The organism is Arthrobacter rhizosphaerae, from assembly GCF_023062595.1.
Classification (GTDB): domain Bacteria; phylum Actinomycetota; class Actinomycetes; order Actinomycetales; family Micrococcaceae; genus Arthrobacter; species Arthrobacter rhizosphaerae.
This window is the reverse complement of the sequence record NZ_JALLAN010000020.1, coordinates 1-20,658: the sequence shown is the minus strand read 5'-3', so window position 1 is coordinate 20,658 and position 20,658 is coordinate 1. Positions and strand designations below refer to the sequence as shown.

Annotated in this window: 17 protein-coding genes and 1 tRNA gene; 9 read left to right on the top strand and 9 right to left on the bottom strand. The window is 62.1% G+C overall.

The genetic code is table 11. The features are described 5' to 3' along the window. Nucleotides 1-35 precede the first annotated feature (35 nt). Complete coding sequence (locus MU551_RS20595) at nucleotides 36-3,062, top strand: alpha-mannosidase (protein ID WP_247048422.1); 3,027 nt, start codon at nucleotides 36-38, stop codon at nucleotides 3,060-3,062. 200 nt (nucleotides 3,063-3,262) lie between these two features. Here the strand turns inward: MU551_RS20595 and MU551_RS20590 are convergent, their stop codons facing one another. Next, nucleotides 3,263-4,003: a hypothetical protein gene (locus MU551_RS20590; protein ID WP_247048421.1), complete on the bottom strand. Its 741-nt coding sequence runs from the start codon at nucleotides 4,001-4,003 to the stop codon at nucleotides 3,263-3,265. Further along, entirely contained in the window at nucleotides 4,000-4,737 is a 738-nt protein-coding gene (locus tag MU551_RS20585) for a hypothetical protein (protein ID WP_247048420.1), read from the bottom strand. Before MU551_RS20585 ends, MU551_RS20590 begins: the two co-directional genes overlap by 4 nt. Nucleotides 4,738-4,906: 169 nt before the next feature. On the opposite strand from MU551_RS20585, the gene MU551_RS20580 reads away from it, so the two are divergent. Together MU551_RS20580 and MU551_RS20575 are read left to right on the top strand one after the other, a co-directional pair. Next, nucleotides 4,907-6,607, top strand: coding sequence for an ABC-F family ATP-binding cassette domain-containing protein (locus MU551_RS20580; RefSeq protein ID WP_247048419.1), 1,701 nt, complete (start codon nucleotides 4,907-4,909; stop codon nucleotides 6,605-6,607). After that, nucleotides 6,604-8,517 (top strand): ABC transporter ATP-binding protein, encoded by a 1,914-nt coding sequence (locus tag MU551_RS20575; RefSeq protein ID WP_247048418.1) that lies wholly within the window; start codon nucleotides 6,604-6,606, stop codon nucleotides 8,515-8,517. The genes MU551_RS20580 and MU551_RS20575 overlap by 4 nt, the downstream gene beginning before the upstream one ends. On the opposite strand, the gene MU551_RS20570 is transcribed toward MU551_RS20575, so the two are convergent. From MU551_RS20570 to MU551_RS20560, 3 genes are all read right to left on the bottom strand, one after another. Continuing rightward, the gene (locus MU551_RS20570; RefSeq protein ID WP_247048417.1) at nucleotides 8,514-8,921 is read right to left on the bottom strand and encodes an NUDIX hydrolase; all 408 of its coding nucleotides are present in this window, start codon (nucleotides 8,919-8,921) and stop codon (nucleotides 8,514-8,516) included. The two genes, MU551_RS20575 and MU551_RS20570, sit on opposite strands and share 4 nt — an antisense overlap. Beyond that, nucleotides 8,918-9,412 (bottom strand): DUF6314 family protein, encoded by a 495-nt coding sequence (locus MU551_RS20565; protein ID WP_247048416.1) that lies wholly within the window; start codon nucleotides 9,410-9,412, stop codon nucleotides 8,918-8,920. The genes MU551_RS20570 and MU551_RS20565 overlap by 4 nt, the downstream gene beginning before the upstream one ends. A 1-nt stretch (nucleotide 9,413) precedes the next feature. Further along, a tRNA-Arg gene (locus MU551_RS20560) sits at nucleotides 9,414-9,486 on the bottom strand. An 86-nt stretch (nucleotides 9,487-9,572) separates the two neighbouring features. Here MU551_RS20560 and MU551_RS20555 point away from each other — a divergent pair. Then, nucleotides 9,573-10,337: a DUF998 domain-containing protein gene (locus tag MU551_RS20555; RefSeq protein WP_247048415.1), complete on the top strand. Its 765-nt coding sequence runs from the start codon at nucleotides 9,573-9,575 to the stop codon at nucleotides 10,335-10,337. Between the two features lie 34 nt (nucleotides 10,338-10,371). Here the strand turns inward: MU551_RS20555 and MU551_RS20550 are convergent, their stop codons facing one another. The 4 genes from MU551_RS20550 to MU551_RS20535 all read right to left on the bottom strand — a co-directional run bounded on the left by MU551_RS20550 (nucleotide 10,372) and on the right by MU551_RS20535 (nucleotide 13,934). Further along, on the bottom strand, nucleotides 10,372-10,782 hold the full coding sequence (locus MU551_RS20550) for a hypothetical protein (RefSeq protein WP_247048414.1): 411 nt from the start codon (nucleotides 10,780-10,782) through the stop codon (nucleotides 10,372-10,374). 3 nt (nucleotides 10,783-10,785) lie between these two features. Beyond that, entirely contained in the window at nucleotides 10,786-12,066 is a 1,281-nt protein-coding gene (locus MU551_RS20545; RefSeq protein ID WP_247048413.1) for a hypothetical protein, read from the bottom strand. A 175-nt stretch (nucleotides 12,067-12,241) separates the two neighbouring features. Next, nucleotides 12,242-13,153 (bottom strand): hypothetical protein, encoded by a 912-nt coding sequence (locus MU551_RS20540; RefSeq protein ID WP_247048412.1) that lies wholly within the window; start codon nucleotides 13,151-13,153, stop codon nucleotides 12,242-12,244. A 154-nt stretch (nucleotides 13,154-13,307) separates the two neighbouring features. Further along, nucleotides 13,308-13,934 carry a hypothetical protein gene (locus tag MU551_RS20535; protein ID WP_247048411.1) on the bottom strand — a complete coding sequence of 209 codons (627 nt, stop codon included), beginning with the start codon at nucleotides 13,932-13,934 and terminating at the stop codon, nucleotides 13,308-13,310. Between the two features lie 96 nt (nucleotides 13,935-14,030). Between MU551_RS20535 and MU551_RS20530 the strand changes: the two genes are divergently transcribed. The 5 genes from MU551_RS20530 to sucD all read left to right on the top strand — a co-directional run bounded on the left by MU551_RS20530 (nucleotide 14,031) and on the right by sucD (nucleotide 20,510). Continuing rightward, nucleotides 14,031-14,819: an inositol monophosphatase family protein gene (locus MU551_RS20530; RefSeq protein ID WP_247048474.1), complete on the top strand. Its 789-nt coding sequence runs from the start codon at nucleotides 14,031-14,033 to the stop codon at nucleotides 14,817-14,819. A 111-nt stretch (nucleotides 14,820-14,930) separates the two neighbouring features. After that, complete coding sequence (gene pcrA, locus MU551_RS20525; RefSeq protein WP_247048410.1) at nucleotides 14,931-17,456, top strand: DNA helicase PcrA; 2,526 nt, start codon at nucleotides 14,931-14,933, stop codon at nucleotides 17,454-17,456. Nucleotides 17,457-17,495: 39 nt separating this feature from the next. Continuing rightward, nucleotides 17,496-18,203, top strand: a complete 708-nt coding sequence (locus MU551_RS20520) for a hypothetical protein (RefSeq protein WP_247048409.1) — start codon at nucleotides 17,496-17,498, stop codon at nucleotides 18,201-18,203. A gap of 224 nt (nucleotides 18,204-18,427) precedes the next feature. After that, nucleotides 18,428-19,597, top strand: a complete 1,170-nt coding sequence (gene sucC, locus MU551_RS20515) for an ADP-forming succinate--CoA ligase subunit beta (RefSeq protein WP_247048408.1) — start codon at nucleotides 18,428-18,430, stop codon at nucleotides 19,595-19,597. Nucleotides 19,598-19,607: 10 nt separating this feature from the next. Continuing rightward, complete coding sequence (sucD, locus tag MU551_RS20510) at nucleotides 19,608-20,510, top strand: succinate--CoA ligase subunit alpha (RefSeq protein WP_247048407.1); 903 nt, start codon at nucleotides 19,608-19,610, stop codon at nucleotides 20,508-20,510. The last annotated feature ends 148 nt before the right edge of the window (nucleotides 20,511-20,658 follow it).

The following is a 20,658-nucleotide window of genomic DNA, read 5'->3' as shown; positions in this document are numbered from 1 at the left end:
GCAGCTACCCGGATACGAGCTTAAAGAGGAATCAAGTGCACGACGACCGCCGGATCACGGAAGTGCGTCTCGACCGCTTTATGCGCGAACGTATCAGTGCCGCCGTTTATACCCGCACCACGGAGTTGTCCCTGAGCAGTTGGGATGTCCCTGACGAGCCCGTTCCTGTGATCGAAGCCCTGCGCCAGGAGTTCTTACCCCAGGAACACGGGGTGCCCTGGGGAAAGCCGTGGAGTACAAAATGGCTGCGGCTGCAGGGTGAAGTGCCGGATTCCTGGGGGACCCTGCCGGACACAACCGTGGAAATCGTCGTCGACCTCGGTTTCACCACGGAACTCCCGGGCTTCCAGTGTGAAGGAATCGCCTGGCGTCCGGATGGCACCATCATCAAGGCCATTTCACCGCGGAACCAGTATGTTCCGCTGAAGCTCCTGGGCAGCGGCATGGCGATCGATTTCTATGTGGAGGCCGCTGCCAATCCCGACGTAGCCCAGGGCTGGACTTTTGCGCCTTCTCCCTATGGCGACAAGGTCACCGCCGGCACCGAGCCCCAGTACAGGCTCGGAACGATAGCCATTGCGGAAATGAACCAGACTGTCTGGGAGCTTCAGCAGGATGTCTGGACGCTCCATGGCCTGATGCACGAGCTTCCAATGGAGCTTCCGCGCCGCCACGAGATTCTCCGGGCACTTGAGCGAATGATGGACGTCATGGACCCGGAGGACGTCGCTGGCACGGCTGCTGCCGGCCGTGAAGCACTGGCCACCGTTCTGTCCCGGCCGGCCTACGCGTCCTCCCACAGACTCGTTGCTACCGGCCACGCCCACATCGACTCGGCCTGGCTGTGGCCCATCCGGGAAACTGTCCGCAAATGCGCGAGGACATTCTCCAACGTTGTGGCACTGATGGACGAATACCCTGACTTTGTGTTCTCCTGCTCGTCCGCCCAGCAACTGGCGTGGATGAAGGAGTATTACCCTGAGCTCTTTGGACGCATCCGCGAGAAGGTCGCGTCCGGACAATTCGTCCCCGTGGGGGGAATGTGGGTCGAATCGGACACCAACATGCCCGGCGGGGAAGCCATGGCCCGCCAATTCATTGAAGGCAAGAGCTTCTTTTTGAGGGAGTTCGGCGTGGACTGCCAGGAGGCATGGCTTCCGGATTCGTTCGGATATTCGGCTGCCCTTCCGCAGATCGTGAAAGCTGCCGGAAGCCGGTGGTTCCTGACGCAGAAGATTTCCTGGAACCAAGTGAACAGGATGCCGCACCACACCTTCCAGTGGGAAGGAATCGACGGTACGCGCCTGTTCACGCACTTCCCACCGGTTGACACCTACAACTCCGAATTGAGCGGGCGGGACCTCGCCCATGCGGAACGGAACTACCGGGACCATGGGCGCGGCACTGTTTCCCTCGTTCCCTTCGGCTATGGCGACGGCGGCGGCGGACCGACGCGTGAAATGGTCGCAGCGGCGCACCGTACGGCTGATCTGGAGGGCTCGCCGCGGGTCCGTATCGGAACCCCCCAGAGTTTTTTTGCCGAAGCCGAAGCCGAGTACAGTGCCTTGCCCGTCTGGGTAGGCGAAATGTACCTGGAGCTGCATCGGGGCACCTACACCAGCCAAGCAAAGACCAAACTGGGCAACCGCCGCAGCGAGCATTTGCTGAGGGAAGCTGAGTTGTGGTGTGCAACGGCCGCAGTGCGTACCGGCGGCTCTTATGACTATCCCCAGGCCGAACTTAAACGGCTCTGGCAACTGGTTCTCCTGCACCAGTTTCATGACATCCTGCCCGGCAGTTCCATCGCCTGGGTGCACCAGGATGCCGAGCGGAACTACGCCGCTGTCATGGAAAGCCTCGAAGCTGTCATCGGCAACGCAGTCACGGCCCTGCTGGGGGAAGGCGGGCAAAAGTTCCTCCTGAATGCCGCACCGCATGAGCGTTATGGCGTACCCGCGCTCGCCATAGCTGAACCGGTGCGCTCAGAGACTCCCGTGACCGTGACGGAAAAAGCAGGAGGGTACATCCTGGATAACGGTGTCATCCGGGCTGTAGTGGATGGCAACGGACTCCTGACCTCACTCATGGACTACTCCACAGGGCGCGAGGCAATAGCGCCCGGCCAGTTCGGGAACCATCTGGAACTCCACCGGGACACTCCCAACGAATGGGACGGGTGGGACATCGATGAGTTCTACCGCCGCAACGTCACATCACTGCAGGAGGCGCGGTCGGTGACGTTGGAACGCGGCGGCTGGGACGCCGTCGTCGTTGTGGAGCGGCTGGCCGGCTCGTCAGCAGTGACCCAGCGGATCTCCCTTGAAGCCGGAGCCGACTCCCTGACCATTTCAACTGCCGTCGACTGGCAGGAGAGTCAAAAGCTGCTCAAGCTCGGATTCCCGCTGGATGTCCGGGCTGACCGCTCTGCATCCGAGACCCAGTTCGGCCACGTGTTCCGTCCCACCCACCTGAACACATCCTGGGAGGCCGCCAAGTTCGAAATCTGCGCCCACCGGTGGATCCACGTATCGGAACCGGGTTACGGAGTGGCCATCTCGAATTCCTCCACGTATGGACACGACGTGACACGGAATGTGAGGAGCGACGGCGGCACGACCACCACCGTTCGCCTCTCGCTGCTCCGGGCGGCGAAGTTTCCTGATCCCGCAGCAGACCGCGGAGTGCACGAGCTGACAGTCAGCATCCGGCCGGGAGCGACCATAGCGGACGCAGTGGAAGAAGGCTACCGCACCAACCTTGCCCCGCGGATCGTCACAGGAGGGCAGCCTGTGGAGGCGTTGTTTTCGGTCTTCAACCAGGCCCTGGTGATTGAGTCTGTCAAACTCGCAGAAGACGGCTCCGGAGACGTAATTGTCCGGCTCTACGAGTCCTTGGGGGAACGGTCCGCGGGCTTGATCACGGCCAACTTCCCGGTTGAGTCCGTGCATGCCGTCGACCTGCTGGAACGACCGGCTGAAGTCCCTGGCATCAGCGCCGGAAAGGACTCCGTGGAGCTGACACTGCGGCCGTTCCAGTTGGTTACGCTAAGGTTCGCGCGGTAGCGGAAGCTTCTGCAGCCCGACAAGGCCCGTTAAATAGGCTGAGTGGGGGCGGTCCCCAACAGCCCGCCACCACTCATCCCCCAACATTGCTTACACCGAGCCGGCGTCGGGCAGATTATCCCTACCCCCAACGCCGCTTCAAGGTGTTCACACATTCATGATTGTTTCACGTTCTAATGATTTTGTGAAAGCCCCTCTTATTACTTTTCTGTAAATGTCCTCAGAGACGGCTTGGCCCGCCGCAGCAGGACCCTCCCGAGCCAAATGCTGGTCAGTCCCGTCATCAGGGCCAGGACCGCTGTGTAGTTGATGAGGGGCCGGAGAAATGCGAGCGGCTCGGGGATAACAGGGAAGAGCATCCCGAGGAACAAGGCTACGAACCCGAGCGATAGTAAAACGGCTCCGCAGCGTACGGCACCAGGAAGCGGCTGCTGCATGGCGGCTTTGAACGTGACGGGCAATAAACAGGCTGCAACGTAGGCCGGGTAGAGCCGTCCGGCAGAACCGTAAAGCTCTATCAGCAGGTGGTTTTCAGGACTCCTGCTGGGAAGCGCTGAAAGGCCTGCCGAGGACCCTGTAGTATCCGCCAGGAGAAAAAATGCAACTGTGGCAAGGATGATGAGGCCAAGAACGCACGCACCAACAGTGCCTGTGAGTCGGCGCAGTGCCTTTGGAGCGTCAAATGCCCGGGCTATCCCACGCCCGGCGAGGAAGACAGTGGCGTAGATGATGAACCGGAGGATGAGGTTGGTGTAATTTTCAGAGCCCAGCCATGAATCCACGGCCAGGTACGGCTCCCGGATGCTGAGGAGGATGGCCACAGTGGCCAGCACAAAAATGGCGAAGAGGGAGCGGTTCCGTCCTCGGAGGGCGCTGGGGATGCGAGCCAGCGCCACGGCACTGCATACTGCGAGTGTGGACCACTGCAGGACTTCGATCATCCGAGGTTCTCCCAAATCTTTTCTGTTCGTTCATGGTCCAGCTCCTGGCGGCGCAACGTCCTGCCAATGGCTTGTAGCCGCTCTCCTGCCATGGAAGCGAGTTCTCCGTCTGACAAGCCGGCCAAAGCCCGCTGCCGGGCTTCCGGGGCCCACCCCGCCTCCTCCTCGCTGATGAGACCCGTTGCGACCAAACCGCTCGTTGGAGCCACGCCCGCTGCCACCGCAGTTGCAATCGCCAGTTCGGGGGTCAGGCGGTTGGCCGTCAGCTGGGCGGAATAATTTTGGGGTGCGATGCCGGTTGCGGCCGAGACCCGGTGCCGGAGCTCGCCGTCGTCGATGGCGTCCACCCAGTTCTTCACGGAGGTTGCGTGGGGTGCAGGGATGAGCGGGGGCTGCGGCACAGGTGGCACTCCCGGATCGTCCGGGATTGAGCGGGCAATCACTGCGTGCAACAGGTCAGTCGTGGCGATCTGGCTGACCAGCTCCTCCGGCCTCGGAGGCGGTTGTTCTATGCGCAAGCTAATGAAGGTGTCAAAGAAGGCAAGCGCAGTCACGGGGTTGACGCCGAAAGCACGGCTGATGCTGACTACCGTTGACTCCGCGACCTTGCCCCGCACCAGTTGCTGCGCCAGAGTGGTGCGCTTGACGCCCGAGATGCGGCTGATATCGGCCATACTCGCCGATTGTGCAACTCCTTGCAGCCATCGTTGGAAAGCCTTGGCGGGGACTGGCATGGACGGCTTCCTGCATCGGGGGAGGGGTGCCCGGCTTTACGCCGGGGGACGTATCAACTATGCTAGATGGTCGAACCCGTTGGTCCGTACACCCCCCAAGTCCGGATCAACGGGTTCTTCTATGTCCGGCTGTTTTTCGCCGTCTTAGTGGCGGTGAGAGGATGGACCAATGACTGCAACCCTTGTTGCCAAAGACCTTTCCGGCGGTCACGATCACCGCACCCTTTTCTCAAATCTCTCCCTCACCGTGGCACCGGGCGATGTTGTAGGAGTAGTGGGAGCCAACGGAGCCGGAAAATCAACGTTGCTTCGCCTTCTGGCCGGTGTGGATCAGCCGCAGGACGGCACCGTCAGCCTGGCGCCGTCGGATGCCTTTGTCGGCTGGCTTCCGCAGGAGCATGAACGGGTCGACGGCGAAACCATTGGCGGCTACATTGCCCGCCGGACCGGCTGTGCCCAGGCGACCGCATCCATGGAGTCAACGGCAGAGGCACTGGGGACCGGAGCGCCGGGATCCGAGGATGCCTACTCGCTTGCCTTTGACCGCTGGATGGCTTCGGGGGCAGCGGACCTTGAGGAGCGAATCGCTCCGGTCCTCGCGGATCTCGGCCTGGAAACCGCCACCGATGCCCTCATGACGGGTCTCTCCGGCGGCCAGGCCGCACGGGTTGCACTTGCTGCTCTGCTGCTCAGCCGTTTCGACGTCGTCCTCCTCGACGAACCCACCAACGACCTGGACCTTCACGGACTCGCAAAACTTGAGGCGTTTGTGCAGGGCCTTCGCGGTGGTGTGGTCCTGGTCTCCCACGACCGTGAGTTCCTGGCCCGCTGCGTCACCACCATCGTGGAGCTGGACCTCGCCCAGAATTCCGTCTCCGTCTACGACGGCGGCTATGAGGCATTCCTTGAAGAGCGCGCGGTCGCAAGGCGGCATGCCCGGGAGCGATATGAGGAGTTTGAGTCCACCAAGGCTGACCTGGTGTCGCGTGCACGCACTCAACGGGAATGGAGCTCCCAGGGTGTACGGAACGCCATGAAGAAAAGCCCGGACAATGACAAGATCAGGCGGGCGGCCAGCACCGAATCCTCAGAAAAGCAGGCGCAGAAAGTGCGCCAAATGGAATCGCGGATCGCCAGGCTGGATGAAGTGGAGGAGCCCCGTAAGGAATGGCAGCTCCAGTTCAGCATCGGGCAGGCTCCGCGTTCCAGCTCCGTGGTGGCCACTCTGCGGGATGCCGTGGTCCATCAGGGGGAGTTCACCCTGGGTCCCGTGAACCTGCAGCTCAACGCGGGGGAGCGGATCGGGATTACCGGCCCGAACGGCGCCGGCAAGTCCACGCTTCTGAGGCTCCTGCTGGGAGCACAGCAGCCCGCTGAAGGAACTGCGTCCATGGGCGCCTCCGTGGCGATCGGCGAGATCGACCAGGCCCGTGGCCTTCTCGCAGGACACCTGACGCTCGCCACAGCGGTGGAGGCTGTGCTTACCGACATGACGCAGGCTGAAGTCCGCACACTGTTGGCCAAATTCGGCCTGAAAGCGGACCATACATCCAGGCCGGTCGACTCACTGTCCCCTGGGGAACGAACCAGGGCTGCGCTCGCGCTGCTGCAGGCGCGGGGCGTTAATCTGCTGGTCCTCGACGAACCCACCAACCACCTGGACCTCCCGGCCATCGAGCAGTTGGAGGAGGCTCTCGAAAGCTATGACGGTGCACTCCTGCTGGTCACCCACGACCGGCGACTGCTGGAAAATGTCCGGCTCGATGTGAGATGGCACGTACTTGATGGGAAGGTCACGGAATCTTCCGGGACCGCATCTGTTCATAGCCCAGGAGACCTCCCCACCGTGAGAACCGGGCGTAACCGATGAGCATGGACGGGGTGGCCTGGAGCTCCCTCTACAAGATCACCCGGGCCTCAGGCGGCCCCAGATCGTTCTCCAAGGACACGATTAAGCGGGTCTTCGGCTTTGCCCTCCCGCATCGCCGCAAGCTGATTGTCTTTGTAGTGCTTTCGATCGTCATGGCGGTCCTGGCTGTGGCAACTCCGCTTCTGGCGGGCCAGGTGGTGGATGCCATCATCGCCGGCGTGGAGGCGTCGGTAGTGATCCGGCTCGCTGTGCTGATTGCCGTCGTCGCGGCTGCGGAAGCGGGCATCGGCCTGCTGACGCGGTGGCTCTCCTCCACCATTGGCGAGGGTGTGATCGTTGACCTTCGCACCAGGGTGTTCGACCACGTCCAGAAAATGCCGATCGCGTTTTTCACCAGGACGCGGACCGGGGCGCTGGTGAGCCGCCTCAACAACGATGTGATCGGCGCGCAGGCAGCCTTCGCCGGAACACTTTCGGGAGTGGTCAGCAACTCTGTGGCGCTACTGCTGACCCTCGTGGTGATGCTGGAGAAGTCCTGGCTGGTCACTGTGCTGGCCATGGTTCTGCTGCCCATCTTCCTCATTCCGGCGCGCCGCATGGGGTCCAGGCTTGCAGACCTTCGGCGAGAAGCTGCTGAGCACAATGCAGCCATGGGCACCCAGATGACAGAGCGTTTCTCCGCTCCCGGCGCCACTCTAGTTAAGCTCTTCGGCCGTCCGGATGAAGAATCCCGCGAATTCGCCGTCCGCGCCGGTCGTGTCCGGGATATCGGTGTCCGCACAGCCATGCTCCAGTTCACGTTCGTGACCGCCCTGACACTCGTCTCGGCCCTGGCCCTCGCTTTGGTCTACGGGCTGGGCGGCTGGCTGGCGCTCGGCGGGCAGTTGGCAGCGGGCGACGTCGTGGTGCTGGCATTGCTGTTGACGCGGCTTTACGCGCCGTTGACAGCCCTTTCCAATGCCCGCGTCGAGATCATGAGTGCGCTGGTCAGCTTCGAACGCGTCTTTGAAATACTGGACCTCAAGCCCCTCATCCAGCAGAAACCCGATGCCGTCGAGGTACTACCAGGGCCGGTGGCCGTGGAGTTCGACGACGTCCGCTTCGCGTATCCCTCCGCCGACAAGGTATCGCTGGCTTCCCTTGAGGATGTGTCCACACTGGACACCCGCGGCGGAGAGGAAGTGCTGCACGGCATCAGCTTCCGGGTTGAGCCCGGCCAGACCGTAGCACTCGTAGGATCTTCCGGAGCGGGAAAATCCACTATCGCCCAGTTGCTCGCCAGACTGTACGACGTCGATTCCGGCGCCGTGCGCCTCGGCGGCACCCTGCCCGGTACCGGAGTGGACGTCAGGGATGTCACTTTTGACTCGATGCGGGCCACGTTGGGAATGGTGACCCAGGACGGGCACCTTTTCCACGAAAGCATCGCCTCCAACCTGCGCCTTGCCCGGCCCGAGGCCACCGAAGAGGACATGTGGGACGTGCTGCGCCAGGCGCGGCTGGAATACATGATCAGGTCCCTCCCTGACGGACTGGACACGGTTGTGGGGGAGCGCGGATACCGGCTCTCCGGCGGGGAACGGCAGCGTCTGACCATTGCCCGCCTGCTCATTGCACAGCCGCGGGTGGTGATCTTGGATGAGGCCACAGCTGCCCTGGACTCCACCAATGAGGCAGCAGTCCAGGCTGCTTTGGGGGCGGCGCTGGAAGGACGCACCGCCGTCGTGATTGCCCACCGCCTGTCCACCATCCGTGCAGCGGACATGATCCTGGTCGTCGAGGAAGGCCGAATCGTGGAACGCGGGACGCATACCGAGTTGCTTTCAGCCGATGGCCGCTACGCCGAGCTTTACCACACCCAGTTTGCAGAGGCCCACGCCGTTGCCGAAGAGGCCGTTCCTGAGCCTTAGGACCGGGTTGTCCCGGATAGTGCCGGCAATATGTGGTCTGTGAGCAGCGGAGCCAGATCCAGGGGAAGCTCGGCGGTGAGGTCAAGCCAGCGGATCTCAGCGATTTCGGCCGAGGGGTGGGCGGACCAGACACCCGGGGCCGTGTAGACGGTGGCCTCAATGTCCGTGGCGGCCTCGTTCGCGGCCGCAGCGATCCACACGCCCATGAGCCGAAGACGCTCGGGCGGGACGACGATCCCAACCTCCTCAAGAAGCTCACGGGAAGCAGCCTGTGCCGCTGTTTCACCGGGTTCAGGCTTTCCGCCGGGGTGCATAAACTTGTCCGTGCCCCGCTTACGGACGGTGAGCAGGCGTCCGGCGTCGTCGAACACGCAGACGGCGGAAACCACAATGCGCGCTGTCATCGCCCGCCTCCGATTCTTGGAACGGCACCGCGGTGCAGTACAGACTCCAGCAGAAGATTCTTGGCGGGACCGCTGACGTCCCAGGCGTACCGGTATTCGTCCGGGCCGATCAGCGAATATGTGACCCGATAGGTATCGGGATTGCACCAATGAAGTTCGGAGTCGTCAGCCGGAAGGAAACTCATCCGGTGGAAGGGTCGTCCATCCGGAAAGAAAACCTCAAGGGTGTCGGGGCTCTCCGAGGGGCGAAGTACATACTCACGTTGCGCCGGGCCAGTGAAGGGTTCGCCGCCAGGAACTACCCAGCGAACTGTTCCCTCTTCACGAAAGCGGAGGGCGCCGTCGTCCATTTCAAGAAAAGTTGCGACGCCGCCGAAGGTGCCGCGGATGTCAGCGGACCGATCCCACAAGATACGGTCCACCGACCAAAAGCCCAATAGATAGGCGCGCAGGTCGACGGCGGAAGCGGCGCCCGGCGTGTGCGAATTCAAGTGCCCTCGATTGGAATCGAACCAACGACACCGGCTTTAGGAGAGCCGTGCTCTATCCACTGAGCTACGAGGGCGGGCGTCCGAACCGGCCGGCACGAGGCCATCCTGTTCGGGCACGGTTACAAGCATACAAGGTGCTGGCGCGTACTACGCTCTTGGCATGAGTTCTGCCCCTTCGCCAGCCGCCGCCCTCGTCTCTATTCCGGACACAGCCTCAACACGGCAATACATCGGAGCCTGGTCCGTTCTCAGTGTCCTGCAGTATTTTGCAGCTGAATCCGCCGTCATCGGTGCCTGGGCAGGCCCGCAGCCATATGACCGCCGTACCGGTTTTATCAGTGATCTGGGCGCGGTAACCTGCGGAATCTTCGACGACCGGGCTGTCTGCTCTCCGCTGCACCTGCTCATGAACGTCTCGTTCTTTATCCAGGGGCTTGGCATTCTGCTGGGCGCGTTGCTGCTCAGTTCCGGATTGTTGTGCGTTGCAGCCAAGCCGGGGGCACGGGTCCTGCCGGGCGAGAAACCGTGGCGCGCCGCCATCCTGGTCCGGATTCTGATGGCCACAGCAGGGGCGGGCACAATGCTCGTGGGGTTGGTGCCGGAGGACGTTGGATCTCCACTGCATTTCGCCGGCGCCCTGATGTTCTTTATCGCTGGCGCCCTGGGACTCATCACCCTGGGGGGTGTGTGGCTCAGCAAGACACCGTTGGCATGGTTCATTCTGGGCTGCGGGGTGGTGTCCTTCTCTGCCCTCGTGGTGGGTGGCCTGACCAGGATGGATGTCCCCGAGCCAGGCACCTTGGAGCGGCTGATGGGGTATCCGGTGACCGTTGGCCTGGCTGCGGCGGGCCTGGTGATCGCCCAGCGTGTCCACGAGGAGCGCAAGGTCCGGAAAGCTGTGCGGCTGCAGGAGGCCGGGCGCTGACCGCGTTGGTTGAAGAGTTAGTGTGGACCGCGGATCATTTCTTGCCGAGGAACTCGCGGTAGCTGTTTAGGGTTCTGACTCCTGAAATGCCGAGATCTTGCACCCCAAGAATTTTGCTGCCATCCATAGAAACAACCTGGATGGGGAGACTTACTTCCGGGTCGCCTTCCGCTGCATCGACGATGGCGGGAAGGGCCTCCTCAAAAACGCGCATCATGATGTCATGGTCGGAACTGTCCGCAAAGATATCTATTCGTCCCGTTCGCCCCATCCCCGCTATCGTCTTGTACTCAACTTCTGCCCGATCAACGTGAGCAATGGACTCGGCGGCCGCCTTATATTTGGCAGCGAGGTCAGCGTCCGACCCGCCGGACTTTCCCAGGCACCCGCCGAGAAGCATCGCCAAAGTCGTAATGAGCAGGATCGTCAGTGCTTTGCGAATCATGGTTTAGTGCTCTCGTCCTAGGTTGGAGACAGTCGAGGACACCTTGCTGGGATCGTCGGTGAAGAATGCCTGGGTTGAGGGATCATTTTTGAAAGCCGCTATCGGGCCGGAATTCTCATTCGCCTGGACCGACAAAGCATACGCAGGGTGATCATGGTTCGCGAGCACATCGACCGGACTTACGCCGGGTAAGCCTGGCAACGTGACCACGGTGGCGTTGTTGCGGCTTTCCGAGAGGATCGGAAGGCCGCCGGGCCCGGGCTTGGCGTTGTCGAGGTCCACACGCGGGACAACATCGTTCGGGTGTTGCAGGGCTAAGGTGTGGATGTTGTCGGGTATCCGGGTGGAGTCGATGGGGGAGCCGTAGGCTAATACATTGGTGACATTGAACTGTGCGCGGAATTCGGCACTGGCCGCGAGCGCCGCAGCTGTCATGCCGCCTTGAGAGTGTCCCACCAGAAACACCGGGGCATCTGGCGAAATTCCGGCTTTCTCCATGGCCAATGCCACAGCTTGTGAAGCCGTCGACAGGTCGCCGGAGGCCGAACTCAGGTTCCCCACCGTATCCATCGGGTTGGAACCTGATTGTACGTTCCACTCCGAGGTGCCCGGAATCATCACTATGTGGGCGGGGCCGTCGGGGCCGTCTACGGTGACAATCCGGATCGCGGCGTCCGGGGTTCCTTCCTTCCCGGCGTCGCCGTAGGCCATAGTGACGCCCTCCAAGATATTGGCGAGCGAACTGGGCATTGGGGTCGAAGCATGGCTCGCACCCGGAACTGTGTTCGGTCCGACGGGCACCGCTATCGGTTCGCCTGCTGTCGCAGTACCGTCGTCCAGGACATGGGGGTTGTACAGGCCTCCGGAGTTAAGTGTGGCGCCGAGGTTGCCCACGGAGGCAAGAAGCAAGGTACCGCCCGTCATAAGCTCCGTGATGGAGGGAGGCTCTCCGCTGGTCATGAAATCCCACCCCAGACGCCCAAGATTTCCCAGATCGTCCAGGACGTCTCCTGCAGCATCAGGAACAGGCATGTTGGCGAAGACGTTCCAGCCGGCTCCGATGGTGTCGCCCACTGTGTCCACGACGTCCCCAGCGCCGTCCCACAGGTCTCCGAGTCCGTCCCAAAGTCCTTCGGCCGCAGACTCTGCATTTTCCATGAGCCGATCCAGCAGCGATTTCGAGGTCCCGTCACCGGGACCCCCTGAACGGCTGGTCTCTTGCTGCTGGCGCACGTTCTCCTGGAGGGACTTAGAGGCCTCTTCGAGAGCGTGGGATGCGGACATGAGGGTACGACTGTGATTTTTCCAATCGGCCTTGAACTGCTGGCTGTCCGCGCCCGTCCAAAGGCTGCTATGGACCACCGGAGTCAATTGGCTGCTGAGCAGCGCGAATCGCTCACTTGCCTTGCCAGTTCCTTGGCAAGATTCCGGCCCTGCTCGATGTCCATTCCGTGGAGCGTCATGATGCGCCCTCTTCGCTGCGACGGCTGGACAGAAAGTCGTGCGCTCCGAGGACGGACCACACCACCTGCTGGGCTATATGGCCAGGCGGCCGCTCTGCAAGCACCAGGCTGCGCTGCGAATCTGCGCCCGTTGTCTTCACGGAATAGAGCTTGTCTGCGAGCGCCCACACTGCAGCTGACTGGTAGTGCTCATCTGAACGCGTTGCATCGCCGGCTTCAGAGCCGGCCACCACACTCAGATGGACTGTGGCCGTGGGGGACTTAATGGCTGCGGTGACGTCGTTAGGGACAGTTGTCGCGCCTTCGGACCCGTCTACGAGCTTTGAGACTTCCTCTGCGGAAACTTTAATGCGTGGCCCGCCCGTGAGCGAAGAAGAGTCCGGGTCTGCGGATCCGGTGGCGGTGAGTTCCGGGTGCGGGGGCATCGAGCCGGCCAATACCGGCCACAGAATGTCTTCCGTGAACAACGTGATTGTGGAGACGGTGCCGATGCCAACGACCGATACGGAGCCGTCCGCTTCAGTGGCGACTGTCCGTGAGAAGGTATTGGCGAGTCCGCGGCCGTCGAACAGAGAGACCTGGCTGTGCGTTGAAAGTCCGTCTGCCCGCGATACCAGCTCCAGCTTTATCGGGGCATTCGATGCCTGCCAGATTGCCAGAATCCACTGCGGGCTGATGCTGCCCGCCGCAGTGGTGATGCCGGCAACCGCCAGTTCTTCACGGAGCGCGCCCATGGTGTCATCGTCCAGCCCGGACAGCATCCTGGCCGGTCCTGAAGCGCTATAGGAATCAAAGTCCACTTCCGGCTCGGAACGCAAGGCCATCATGGTCTTGTCCACTGCCAGAGCCCATGCGAGGCTACTGAGGCGGTACGTGCTCAATGAGGATTTCACAGTGGAGCCTGCCATGGTTGAGACCTTCGTTTCAGAGTCTCCCAAGAGGCTCGATCAGCAATGGCAGCAACGCTACTGCACGCGGGCAGCAGCCGCGATGGGCAGAACACCCCACTGGTACGTGTGGATCAGCAGTCGATCAGCCGTCGGCGAGCTGTCAACGTCCCTTCTAACCCCGGCCGCCGGGCCGGCGGCCGGAAAATACAGCAATTGCGCCAACCAGCAGGCTCACCAAAAACAGCACCCAGCCCGCAACGGTGAGCGTGGAAGCAAGCGCAACAGCACCGGCGTCGGACGCTGACACGGACATCATGGAATCGATGGCCGCATTGCCCCACAAGCGGACAGCGACGAAGAGAAGGGGGACGGCCCAGAGAGCCCAGCGGAGCGGCTTTCGGGCGACGTTGGTGCCGATCAGCAAAAGCCAGGTAAAGCCAAATATGAGGGGAAACAGGGTTCCCGCCGTCTTGTGGAGGTAGTTGAGTTGTCCCACGGCGTCTGCATCCATGGCCTGGCGCAACTGCTCCACATACGAAACGTCAAAGCCGCCGAACAGGGAATCCGGCATAGCCAGCCCGTCTGAAAGCTGGGTCAGCTGATCGAGGGTCAGAAGGTGCAGGTACCAAAAGAGGAAGAGGCTGGCCACCAAACCGGCAATGAGGATCAGATTACTGTTGTTCTGAGCCTTCTCGGGGGTACGCGAAGTGCTGGGGTTGATGACAGCAGGAAGATGGTGCTGGGGGATTTCAGCCTTGGTTCCATGCTTCTTGATCCGTTGTGCAGGTGTTTTGGCCATGGCTCCATTATTGCCCGTGCCGATAGGCTGGGACGCGTGACCGAACTTGGAAGACACAAACTTGGCAAGCACAGCGCCGCGGAACTTTCTGCGTCAATGGACGACTACCAGCTCGCAGAAGCACTGGTCAGGGAAGCCGGAACTCTCGCCCTGATGATGCGCCAGGGCGGATTGGAAGGCCAGCGTAAAACGTCAATATCCGACGTCGTCACGGCAGCCGACCACGCAGCTGAGGCCTACGTTCTGGAGCAGCTGCAGCGCTGCCGCCCCGAGGACGGAATTCTGGGGGAGGAAGGGAGTTCAGTTGCCGGAAGCAGCGGACGAACGTGGGTGATCGACCCGGTGGACGGGACCTACAACTTCCTCCACGGCTCCACCTATTGGTGCTCCGCCATTGCGCTCAAAGACGCATCGGGAGTGGTGCTGGGCGCGATCTTCCAGCCCGAGGAGGACAAGCTGTGGCTCGGCGGGCTTGCCCGGACTGCAACGCTGAACGGTGAACGTCTTTCCACGTTTCATTCGGACGGGGCAGGACGCTCCGGCACTCCCTTGGCGGAACTTGGGGCGGCCACGTACATCCACCCCGGCTGGCTTGCGGACCCTATGTGCGCCATGCCATGGCACGCTGCCGCCACCTCCGCTGCCGCCCTTCGAATGCTCGGCTCCGGCTCCTGTGACCTGGGCCGGGTGGCGGACGGGCAACTCGGGTGCTGGTTTCAGCACAGCTGCCCCGAGTGGGACTGGCTTCCGGGGAAAGCGATCGTCCGGGCCGCCGGCGGTTCCGCGGACACGGTTCGTGTCAACGGGCTTGATTGGTTCATGGCCGGAGGGTCGACGGCGGTCCGCGAGCTTCGCGAGGCCTTGCTGTCCGGCTCGGTCGGATGAATTCTTGAGCTGAAACGGTGGCCCGGACCCACAGGATGACATGGAGTGAAACGGGCCGGGCTTGCCTGCGCGAACTTGCTGTCGGCCCCACCGCCTAGACTTGTACCCATCATGGATATGTTGTTTGACCCGTACGCGGACGGTCCTTTCAAAGCTGCCTCCCACCCGGCTGCACTGGCTAAAGTGCGCGCCGGAAGTGGTGGTTCTGCGCCTGAAAATGGCGGCGGGAGTGAACCGAAACCGGACAGCGGAAGCCACATTCCCGGGGAGGGAACCTCACAGGAGGGCAGGCGCAGGAACCCTGACGCGGCCGAACTTCTGCAGGGGCTCAACCCGCAACAGGAAGAGGCAGTCAAACATTCGGGCAGTGCCCTCTTGATTGTTGCCGGCGCAGGCTCCGGAAAAACACGCGTCCTCAGCAACCGGATCGCCTACCTCATCGCGACCCGCCGCGCCCATCACGGGGAGATTCTGGCCATTACCTTCACCAACAAGGCGGCCGCGGAAATGCGTGAGCGCATCGAGGCCTTGGTGGGCGGACGGGCCAAAACCATGTGGATTTCCACTTTCCACTCCTCTTGTGTGCGGATCCTCCGGCGTGAAGCACCCAACGTCGGCCTGAAATCCAACTTCTCCATTTACGACTCCGCGGACTCGCTCCGGCTCATCACGCTGGTCTCCAAAGGCCTGGACCTCGATCCCAAGCGGTTTGCCCCCAAGGCCATCCAGCACAAGATCTCGGCCCTTAAGAACGAGCTCATCGACGCCGACTCCTATGCGTCCAGCGCCAACTACAACGACCCCTTCGAGCAGGCCGTGGCCGAGGTTTTCAAGGGGTATACGCAGCGTCTGCGGCAGGCGAACGCCATGGATTTCGATGACCTCATCGCCGAGACGGTCTACATGTTCCGCGCTTTCCCTGCGCTGGCGGAGTCTTACCGGCGGCGTTTCCGGCATGTCCTGGTGGATGAATACCAGGACACGAACCACGCCCAGTACGCCTTGGTGCGGGAAATCGTCGGCGAGGGAGAAGGTGCAGCCGAGCTCACGGTGGTGGGCGACTCCGACCAGTCCATTTATGCGTTCCGCGGCGCGGATATCCGCAACATCGTCGAGTTCGAAAACGATTATCCGGATGCACGCACCATCAAGCTGGAACAGAACTACCGTTCAACACAGAACATTCTGAATGCCGCGAACTCGGTCATTTCCCGGAACCCCCACAGGCCGGAGAAGAGGCTTTGGACTGCAGAGGGCGACGGTGAGAAGATCGTCGGCTACGTGGGTGAAAACGAACACGACGAAGCCCAGTTCATCGCCAAGGAAATCGACCGGTTGCAGGACGAGGACAGCCTCCGTCCCGGTGACGTCGCCATTTTCTACCGCACCAACGCGCAGTCCCGTTCCATCGAAGATGTTCTGGTCCGCGTCGGGCTGCCCTACAAGGTGGTTGGCGGCACCCGGTTCTACGAACGCAAGGAGATCAAGGACGCCCTCGCCTACTTGCGGGTCCTGGTTAACCCGGACGACGACGTCAACCTTCGCCGCGTGCTCAACGAACCCAAGCGTGGCATCGGCGACCGCGCCGAGGGTGCAGTTGCAGCCTTGGCAACGCGCGAACGGATGTCCTTCATGGCTGCAGCCAGGCGCGCCGAGGAAGCGCCAGGCATGGCCACACGATCCGTCAACGCAGTGCTCGGGTTCGTGAAACTCCTTGATGACCTCTCGGTAGTGGCAGCCGGTTCGGGTGCGGCCGCGGCCTTGGAAGCTGTCCTGGAGCAGACCGGTTATCTCGCCGGGCTGCGTTCCAGCACTGACCCACAGGACGAGTCCCGTGTGGAGAACCTGGCGGAACTGGTCGCCGTCGTACGTGAATATGAACGTGACAACCCGGAAGGGTCCCTGGAGGCCTTCCTGGAGCAGGTCTCGCTCGTTGCCGACGCTGACCAGATCCCCGACGCCCCGGGAGCCGACATTGACGCAGCCGTTGCTGAAGCAAAGCGGCTCGGGGTGGTTACCCTGATGACCCTTCACACCGCGAAGGGATTGGAGTTCCCGGTGGTTTTCCTCACCGGCATGGAACACGGACTGTTCCCGCACCAGCGCTCAGCCACAGATCCAAAGGAACTTGCAGAGGAGCGCAGGCTCGCGTACGTGGGCCTGACCCGGGCCCGGAAGCGTCTGTACGTGACCCGGTCGGAGGTCCGCAGCATGTGGGGCCAGAGCCAGTACAACCCGGCCAGCCAGTTCATCGAGGAAATCCCGGCGGAACTCGTGGAATGGCGACGGGAAGGTTCCATCCGCCAGTCCGGAGGATGGGGGAGCAGCGCACCCGTCGGTTCCAGCCGCTACGGCGGATCGTTCTGGGGTGCGGGGACGTCACGGGGCGCGGCAGCCAGCCCGACTGCCGGCTTCAACGCGGACGTTCCAGCCGCCGTGGCCAAGAACAGGGTGCAGCCCCAAAAGGAAGTTGTTGCCGTCAACGTCGGGGACAAAGTCAATCACACGAGTTTCGGCAACGGAACGGTGCTCGCAGTGGAAGGCGCCGGGGACAAGACCGTAGCCAAAGTGAAGTTCGACGTCGGTGAGAAGCGGCTCCTGCTGAGGTACGCCCCCCTGACCAAGCTGGACGCCTGAGGGTCTCCCGAGCGTTGAGGGGGACTGCCGGCAGGCATAATGGGAGCCATGCGACGGACGTTTTTGGGGATACTGGCCGCCTTCCTGCTCTTGGCTGTCACCGGCTGCAGCTTTGAGGCGAAGGATCCGAATTACGTCCCCCCGCCGCCCTTGGCTGCCCTCGAGCAGCTGAAACAGGCTCCGCTAGTAGACCCCACGCCCTTTTCCTCGGGCGGGGACGTCATCAGTTTCACCACAGCTGACCGGAACGCCGCTTGCTCCCTGACCTCCGCCAAGGGGGAACACATCGATCTGCCCTATGAGCAGAATGCCTTCACTGACAGCGCCAACAACAAGTTCCCCACGGTGCCTGTAGCCCATTGTGAATTTGCCGTTTATCCCAAGCCTGAGTCAGCCGACGTGAAGGATGACTGTGCCGGTACCGGCGTGGGGTATCTGGGCGGGGTTGCCTTGCTAACGCCCGAGAAGGCGGGCTACGGGGAATGCCGCTCCGGCGTAACCCAGATGGAATCAGAAGCCGGCCCCAAGGGTACCGGCAGCGGCCCGATCTCACAGCTTCCGGTCCTGGCCGAGGGTCAGAATATTGAGCGCAACGGGTTGCGCTGCTCTGCATACAACGATGGTGTTGCCTGCGGCAATGTCTCCGCAGGGGTCGCTTTCTTCGTTTCCCGGGACCGTTACGAACTTATTTTTGACGGCGGCAAAACAGCGTCGCCAAGCCCTTCGGAAGCCGGAAAAACCCCGTAATCCTGCAGTTTTTCTACGTTCCATAGAATAGTGTCCTTACTCACTTAACCGGTACTCTGGAACGGGCTGGTCCCCGCAAAGGACTAGAGTTCCGAAAGGAGCACTGCGCCGTGTGGCTCGTTTCCAAGCTTGTCCCAGGGTGCTTTCAATCCGCAGCCCGGTAACCGCGAGTACGTGGGGTCCGGCTGTACAGAAACTACTTCGACGTAGAAGGACACTAAACCGTGGACCTGTTTGAATATCAGGCGCGCGATATGTTCGAGGCGCACGGTGTACCCGTGCTTGCTGGCATCGTGGCGCACACCCCTGAAGAAGCAAAGGCAGCTGCCGAGAAGATCGGCGGCGTAACTGTTGTTAAAGCACAGGTTAAGGCCGGTGGCCGCGGTAAGGCCGGCGGCGTCAAGGTTGCCAAGTCCGCCGATGAGGCGTTTGAGCACTCCACCAACATCCTGGGCATGGACATCAAGGGCCACACCGTCAACAAGGTGATGATTGCCCAGGGTGCTGACATAGTCGAGGAGTACTACTTCTCCGTCCTGCTGGACCGGGCCAACCGCAACTACCTGGCCATGTGCTCGGTTGAAGGCGGCATGGAAATCGAGCAGCTCGCCGTCGAACGCCCGGAAGCCCTCGCTAAGATCTCGATCGATCCGTCCGTCGGCATCGACCAGGCCAAGGCTGACGAAATCGTTGCTGCAGCAGGCTTCGCTGAGGAATTGCGCGGCAAAGTCGCCGCCGTCATCCTGAAGCTCTGGGACGTCTTCAAGAAGGAAGACGCCACCCTGGTGGAGGTCAACCCGCTGGTCAAGACCGGTGCGGGCGAGATCGTAGCCCTGGACGGCAAGGTGTCCCTGGACGAAAACGCCGGGTTCCGCCACGCCAAGCACGCTCTCCTTGAGGACAAGGAAGACACCGATCCCCTCGAGGCGAAGGCCAAAGAGCAGGACCTGAACTACGTCAAGCTGGACGGCGAAGTTGGCATCATCGGTAACGGTGCGGGCCTGGTGATGTCCACTCTGGACGTCGTAGCATACGCCGGTGAAAACCACGGCAACGTCAAGCCCGCCAACTTCCTGGACATCGGCGGCGGAGCTTCCGCTGAGGTCATGGCTGCAGGCCTTGACGTTATCCTGGGCGACGAGCAGGTCAAGTCTGTGTTCGTGAACGTCTTCGGTGGCATCACAGCTTGTGACGCAGTTGCCAAGGGCATCGTCGGCGCACTGGCCGAACTGGGACACTCAGCCAACAAGCCGCTGGTAGTCCGCCTTGACGGCAACAACGTCGAGGAAGGCCGCCGCATCCTGGCCGAGGCCAACCACCCGCTGGTTACGCTGGCCGCCACCATGGACGAGGGCGCCGACAAGGCCGCCGAGCTCGCCTACGCAGCTAAGTAAAGGGACTGACATGTCTATTTATCTGAACAAGGACTCCAAGGTCATCGTCCAGGGCATCACCGGCGGCGAAGGCACCAAGCACACCGCCCTGATGCTCAAGGCCGGCACTAACATTGTGGGCGGCGTCAACGCCCGTAAGGCCGGTACCACCGTGCTGCACGGCGAGAACGAAATCACCGTGTTCGGCACCGTCAAGGAAGCCATGGCCGAGACCGGCGCTGACGTTTCCATCGTCTTCGTCCCGCCGGCATTCACCAAGAACGCCGTCGTGGAAGCCATCGAGGCAGGCATCGGCCTGGTCGTCGTCATCACCGAAGGCGTTCCTGTACAGGACTCCGCCGAGTTCTGGGCACTGGCACAGTCCAAGGTTGACGCCGAAGGCAATCAGGTCACACGCATCATCGGCCCGAACTGCCCCGGCATCATCACCCCGGGTGAGGCCCTCGTCGGCATCACCCCGGCCAACATCACCGGTAAGGGCCCCATCGGCCTGGTGTCCAAGTCCGGCACCCTGACCTACCAGATGATGTACGAGCTCCGCGACCTCGGCTTCTCCACTGCCATCGGCATTGGCGGGGACCCGGTCATCGGCACCACGCACATCGATGCACTGGCCGCGTTCGAGGCTGACCCCGAGACCAAGGCGATTGTCATGATCGGCGAAATCGGTGGCGACGCTGAAGAGCGCGCCGCTGACTTCATCAAGGCCAACGTCACCAAGCCGGTAGTCGGCTACGTCGCTGGCTTCACCGCTCCCGAAGGCAAGACCATGGGCCACGCAGGCGCCATCGTCTCCGGCTCCGCGGGAACAGCCCAGGCCAAGAAGGAAGCCCTCGAGGCAGCCGGTGTGAAGGTCGGTAAGACGCCCTCCGAGACCGCTAAGCTGCTGCGCGAAGTCTACGCAGCCCTCTAGGCACTACAAACCAGGGCCCACAGGCGCGAGGGACCCGCTGCGAGCTTGCGAGCGGTGGGAGCGCCTGGGGACGCCGTCGTACTTTAACTCGTTGTTCCTATCCGCCGCCCAGGAGCTCGTCCAATTGCTCGTAGCCCGCGGCGATTCC

Coding starts and splice junctions, on each gene's coding strand:
- MU551_RS20590 (WP_247048421.1), bottom strand. CDS start 4,003: ATGATCGAAGTCCTGCAGTGGTCCACACTCGCAGTATGCAGTGCCGTG.
- MU551_RS20585 (WP_247048420.1), bottom strand. CDS start 4,737: ATGCCAGTCCCCGCCAAGGCTTTCCAACGATGGCTGCAAGGAGTTGCA.
- MU551_RS20580 (WP_247048419.1), top strand. CDS start 4,907: ATGACTGCAACCCTTGTTGCCAAAGACCTTTCCGGCGGTCACGATCAC.
- MU551_RS20575 (WP_247048418.1), top strand. CDS start 6,604: ATGAGCATGGACGGGGTGGCCTGGAGCTCCCTCTACAAGATCACCCGG.
- MU551_RS20570 (WP_247048417.1), bottom strand. CDS start 8,921: ATGACAGCGCGCATTGTGGTTTCCGCCGTCTGCGTGTTCGACGACGCC.
- MU551_RS20555 (WP_247048415.1), top strand. CDS start 9,573: ATGAGTTCTGCCCCTTCGCCAGCCGCCGCCCTCGTCTCTATTCCGGAC.
- MU551_RS20550 (WP_247048414.1), bottom strand. CDS start 10,782: ATGATTCGCAAAGCACTGACGATCCTGCTCATTACGACTTTGGCGATG.
- MU551_RS20545 (WP_247048413.1), bottom strand. CDS start 12,066: ATGTCCGCATCCCACGCTCTCGAAGAGGCCTCTAAGTCCCTCCAGGAG.
- MU551_RS20540 (WP_247048412.1), bottom strand. CDS start 13,153: ATGGCAGGCTCCACTGTGAAATCCTCATTGAGCACGTACCGCCTCAGT.
- MU551_RS20535 (WP_247048411.1), bottom strand. CDS start 13,934: ATGGCCAAAACACCTGCACAACGGATCAAGAAGCATGGAACCAAGGCT.
- MU551_RS20530 (WP_247048474.1), top strand. CDS start 14,031: ATGGACGACTACCAGCTCGCAGAAGCACTGGTCAGGGAAGCCGGAACT.
- pcrA (WP_247048410.1), top strand. CDS start 14,931: ATGGATATGTTGTTTGACCCGTACGCGGACGGTCCTTTCAAAGCTGCC.
- MU551_RS20520 (WP_247048409.1), top strand. CDS start 17,496: ATGGGAGCCATGCGACGGACGTTTTTGGGGATACTGGCCGCCTTCCTG.
- sucD (WP_247048407.1), top strand. CDS start 19,608: ATGTCTATTTATCTGAACAAGGACTCCAAGGTCATCGTCCAGGGCATC.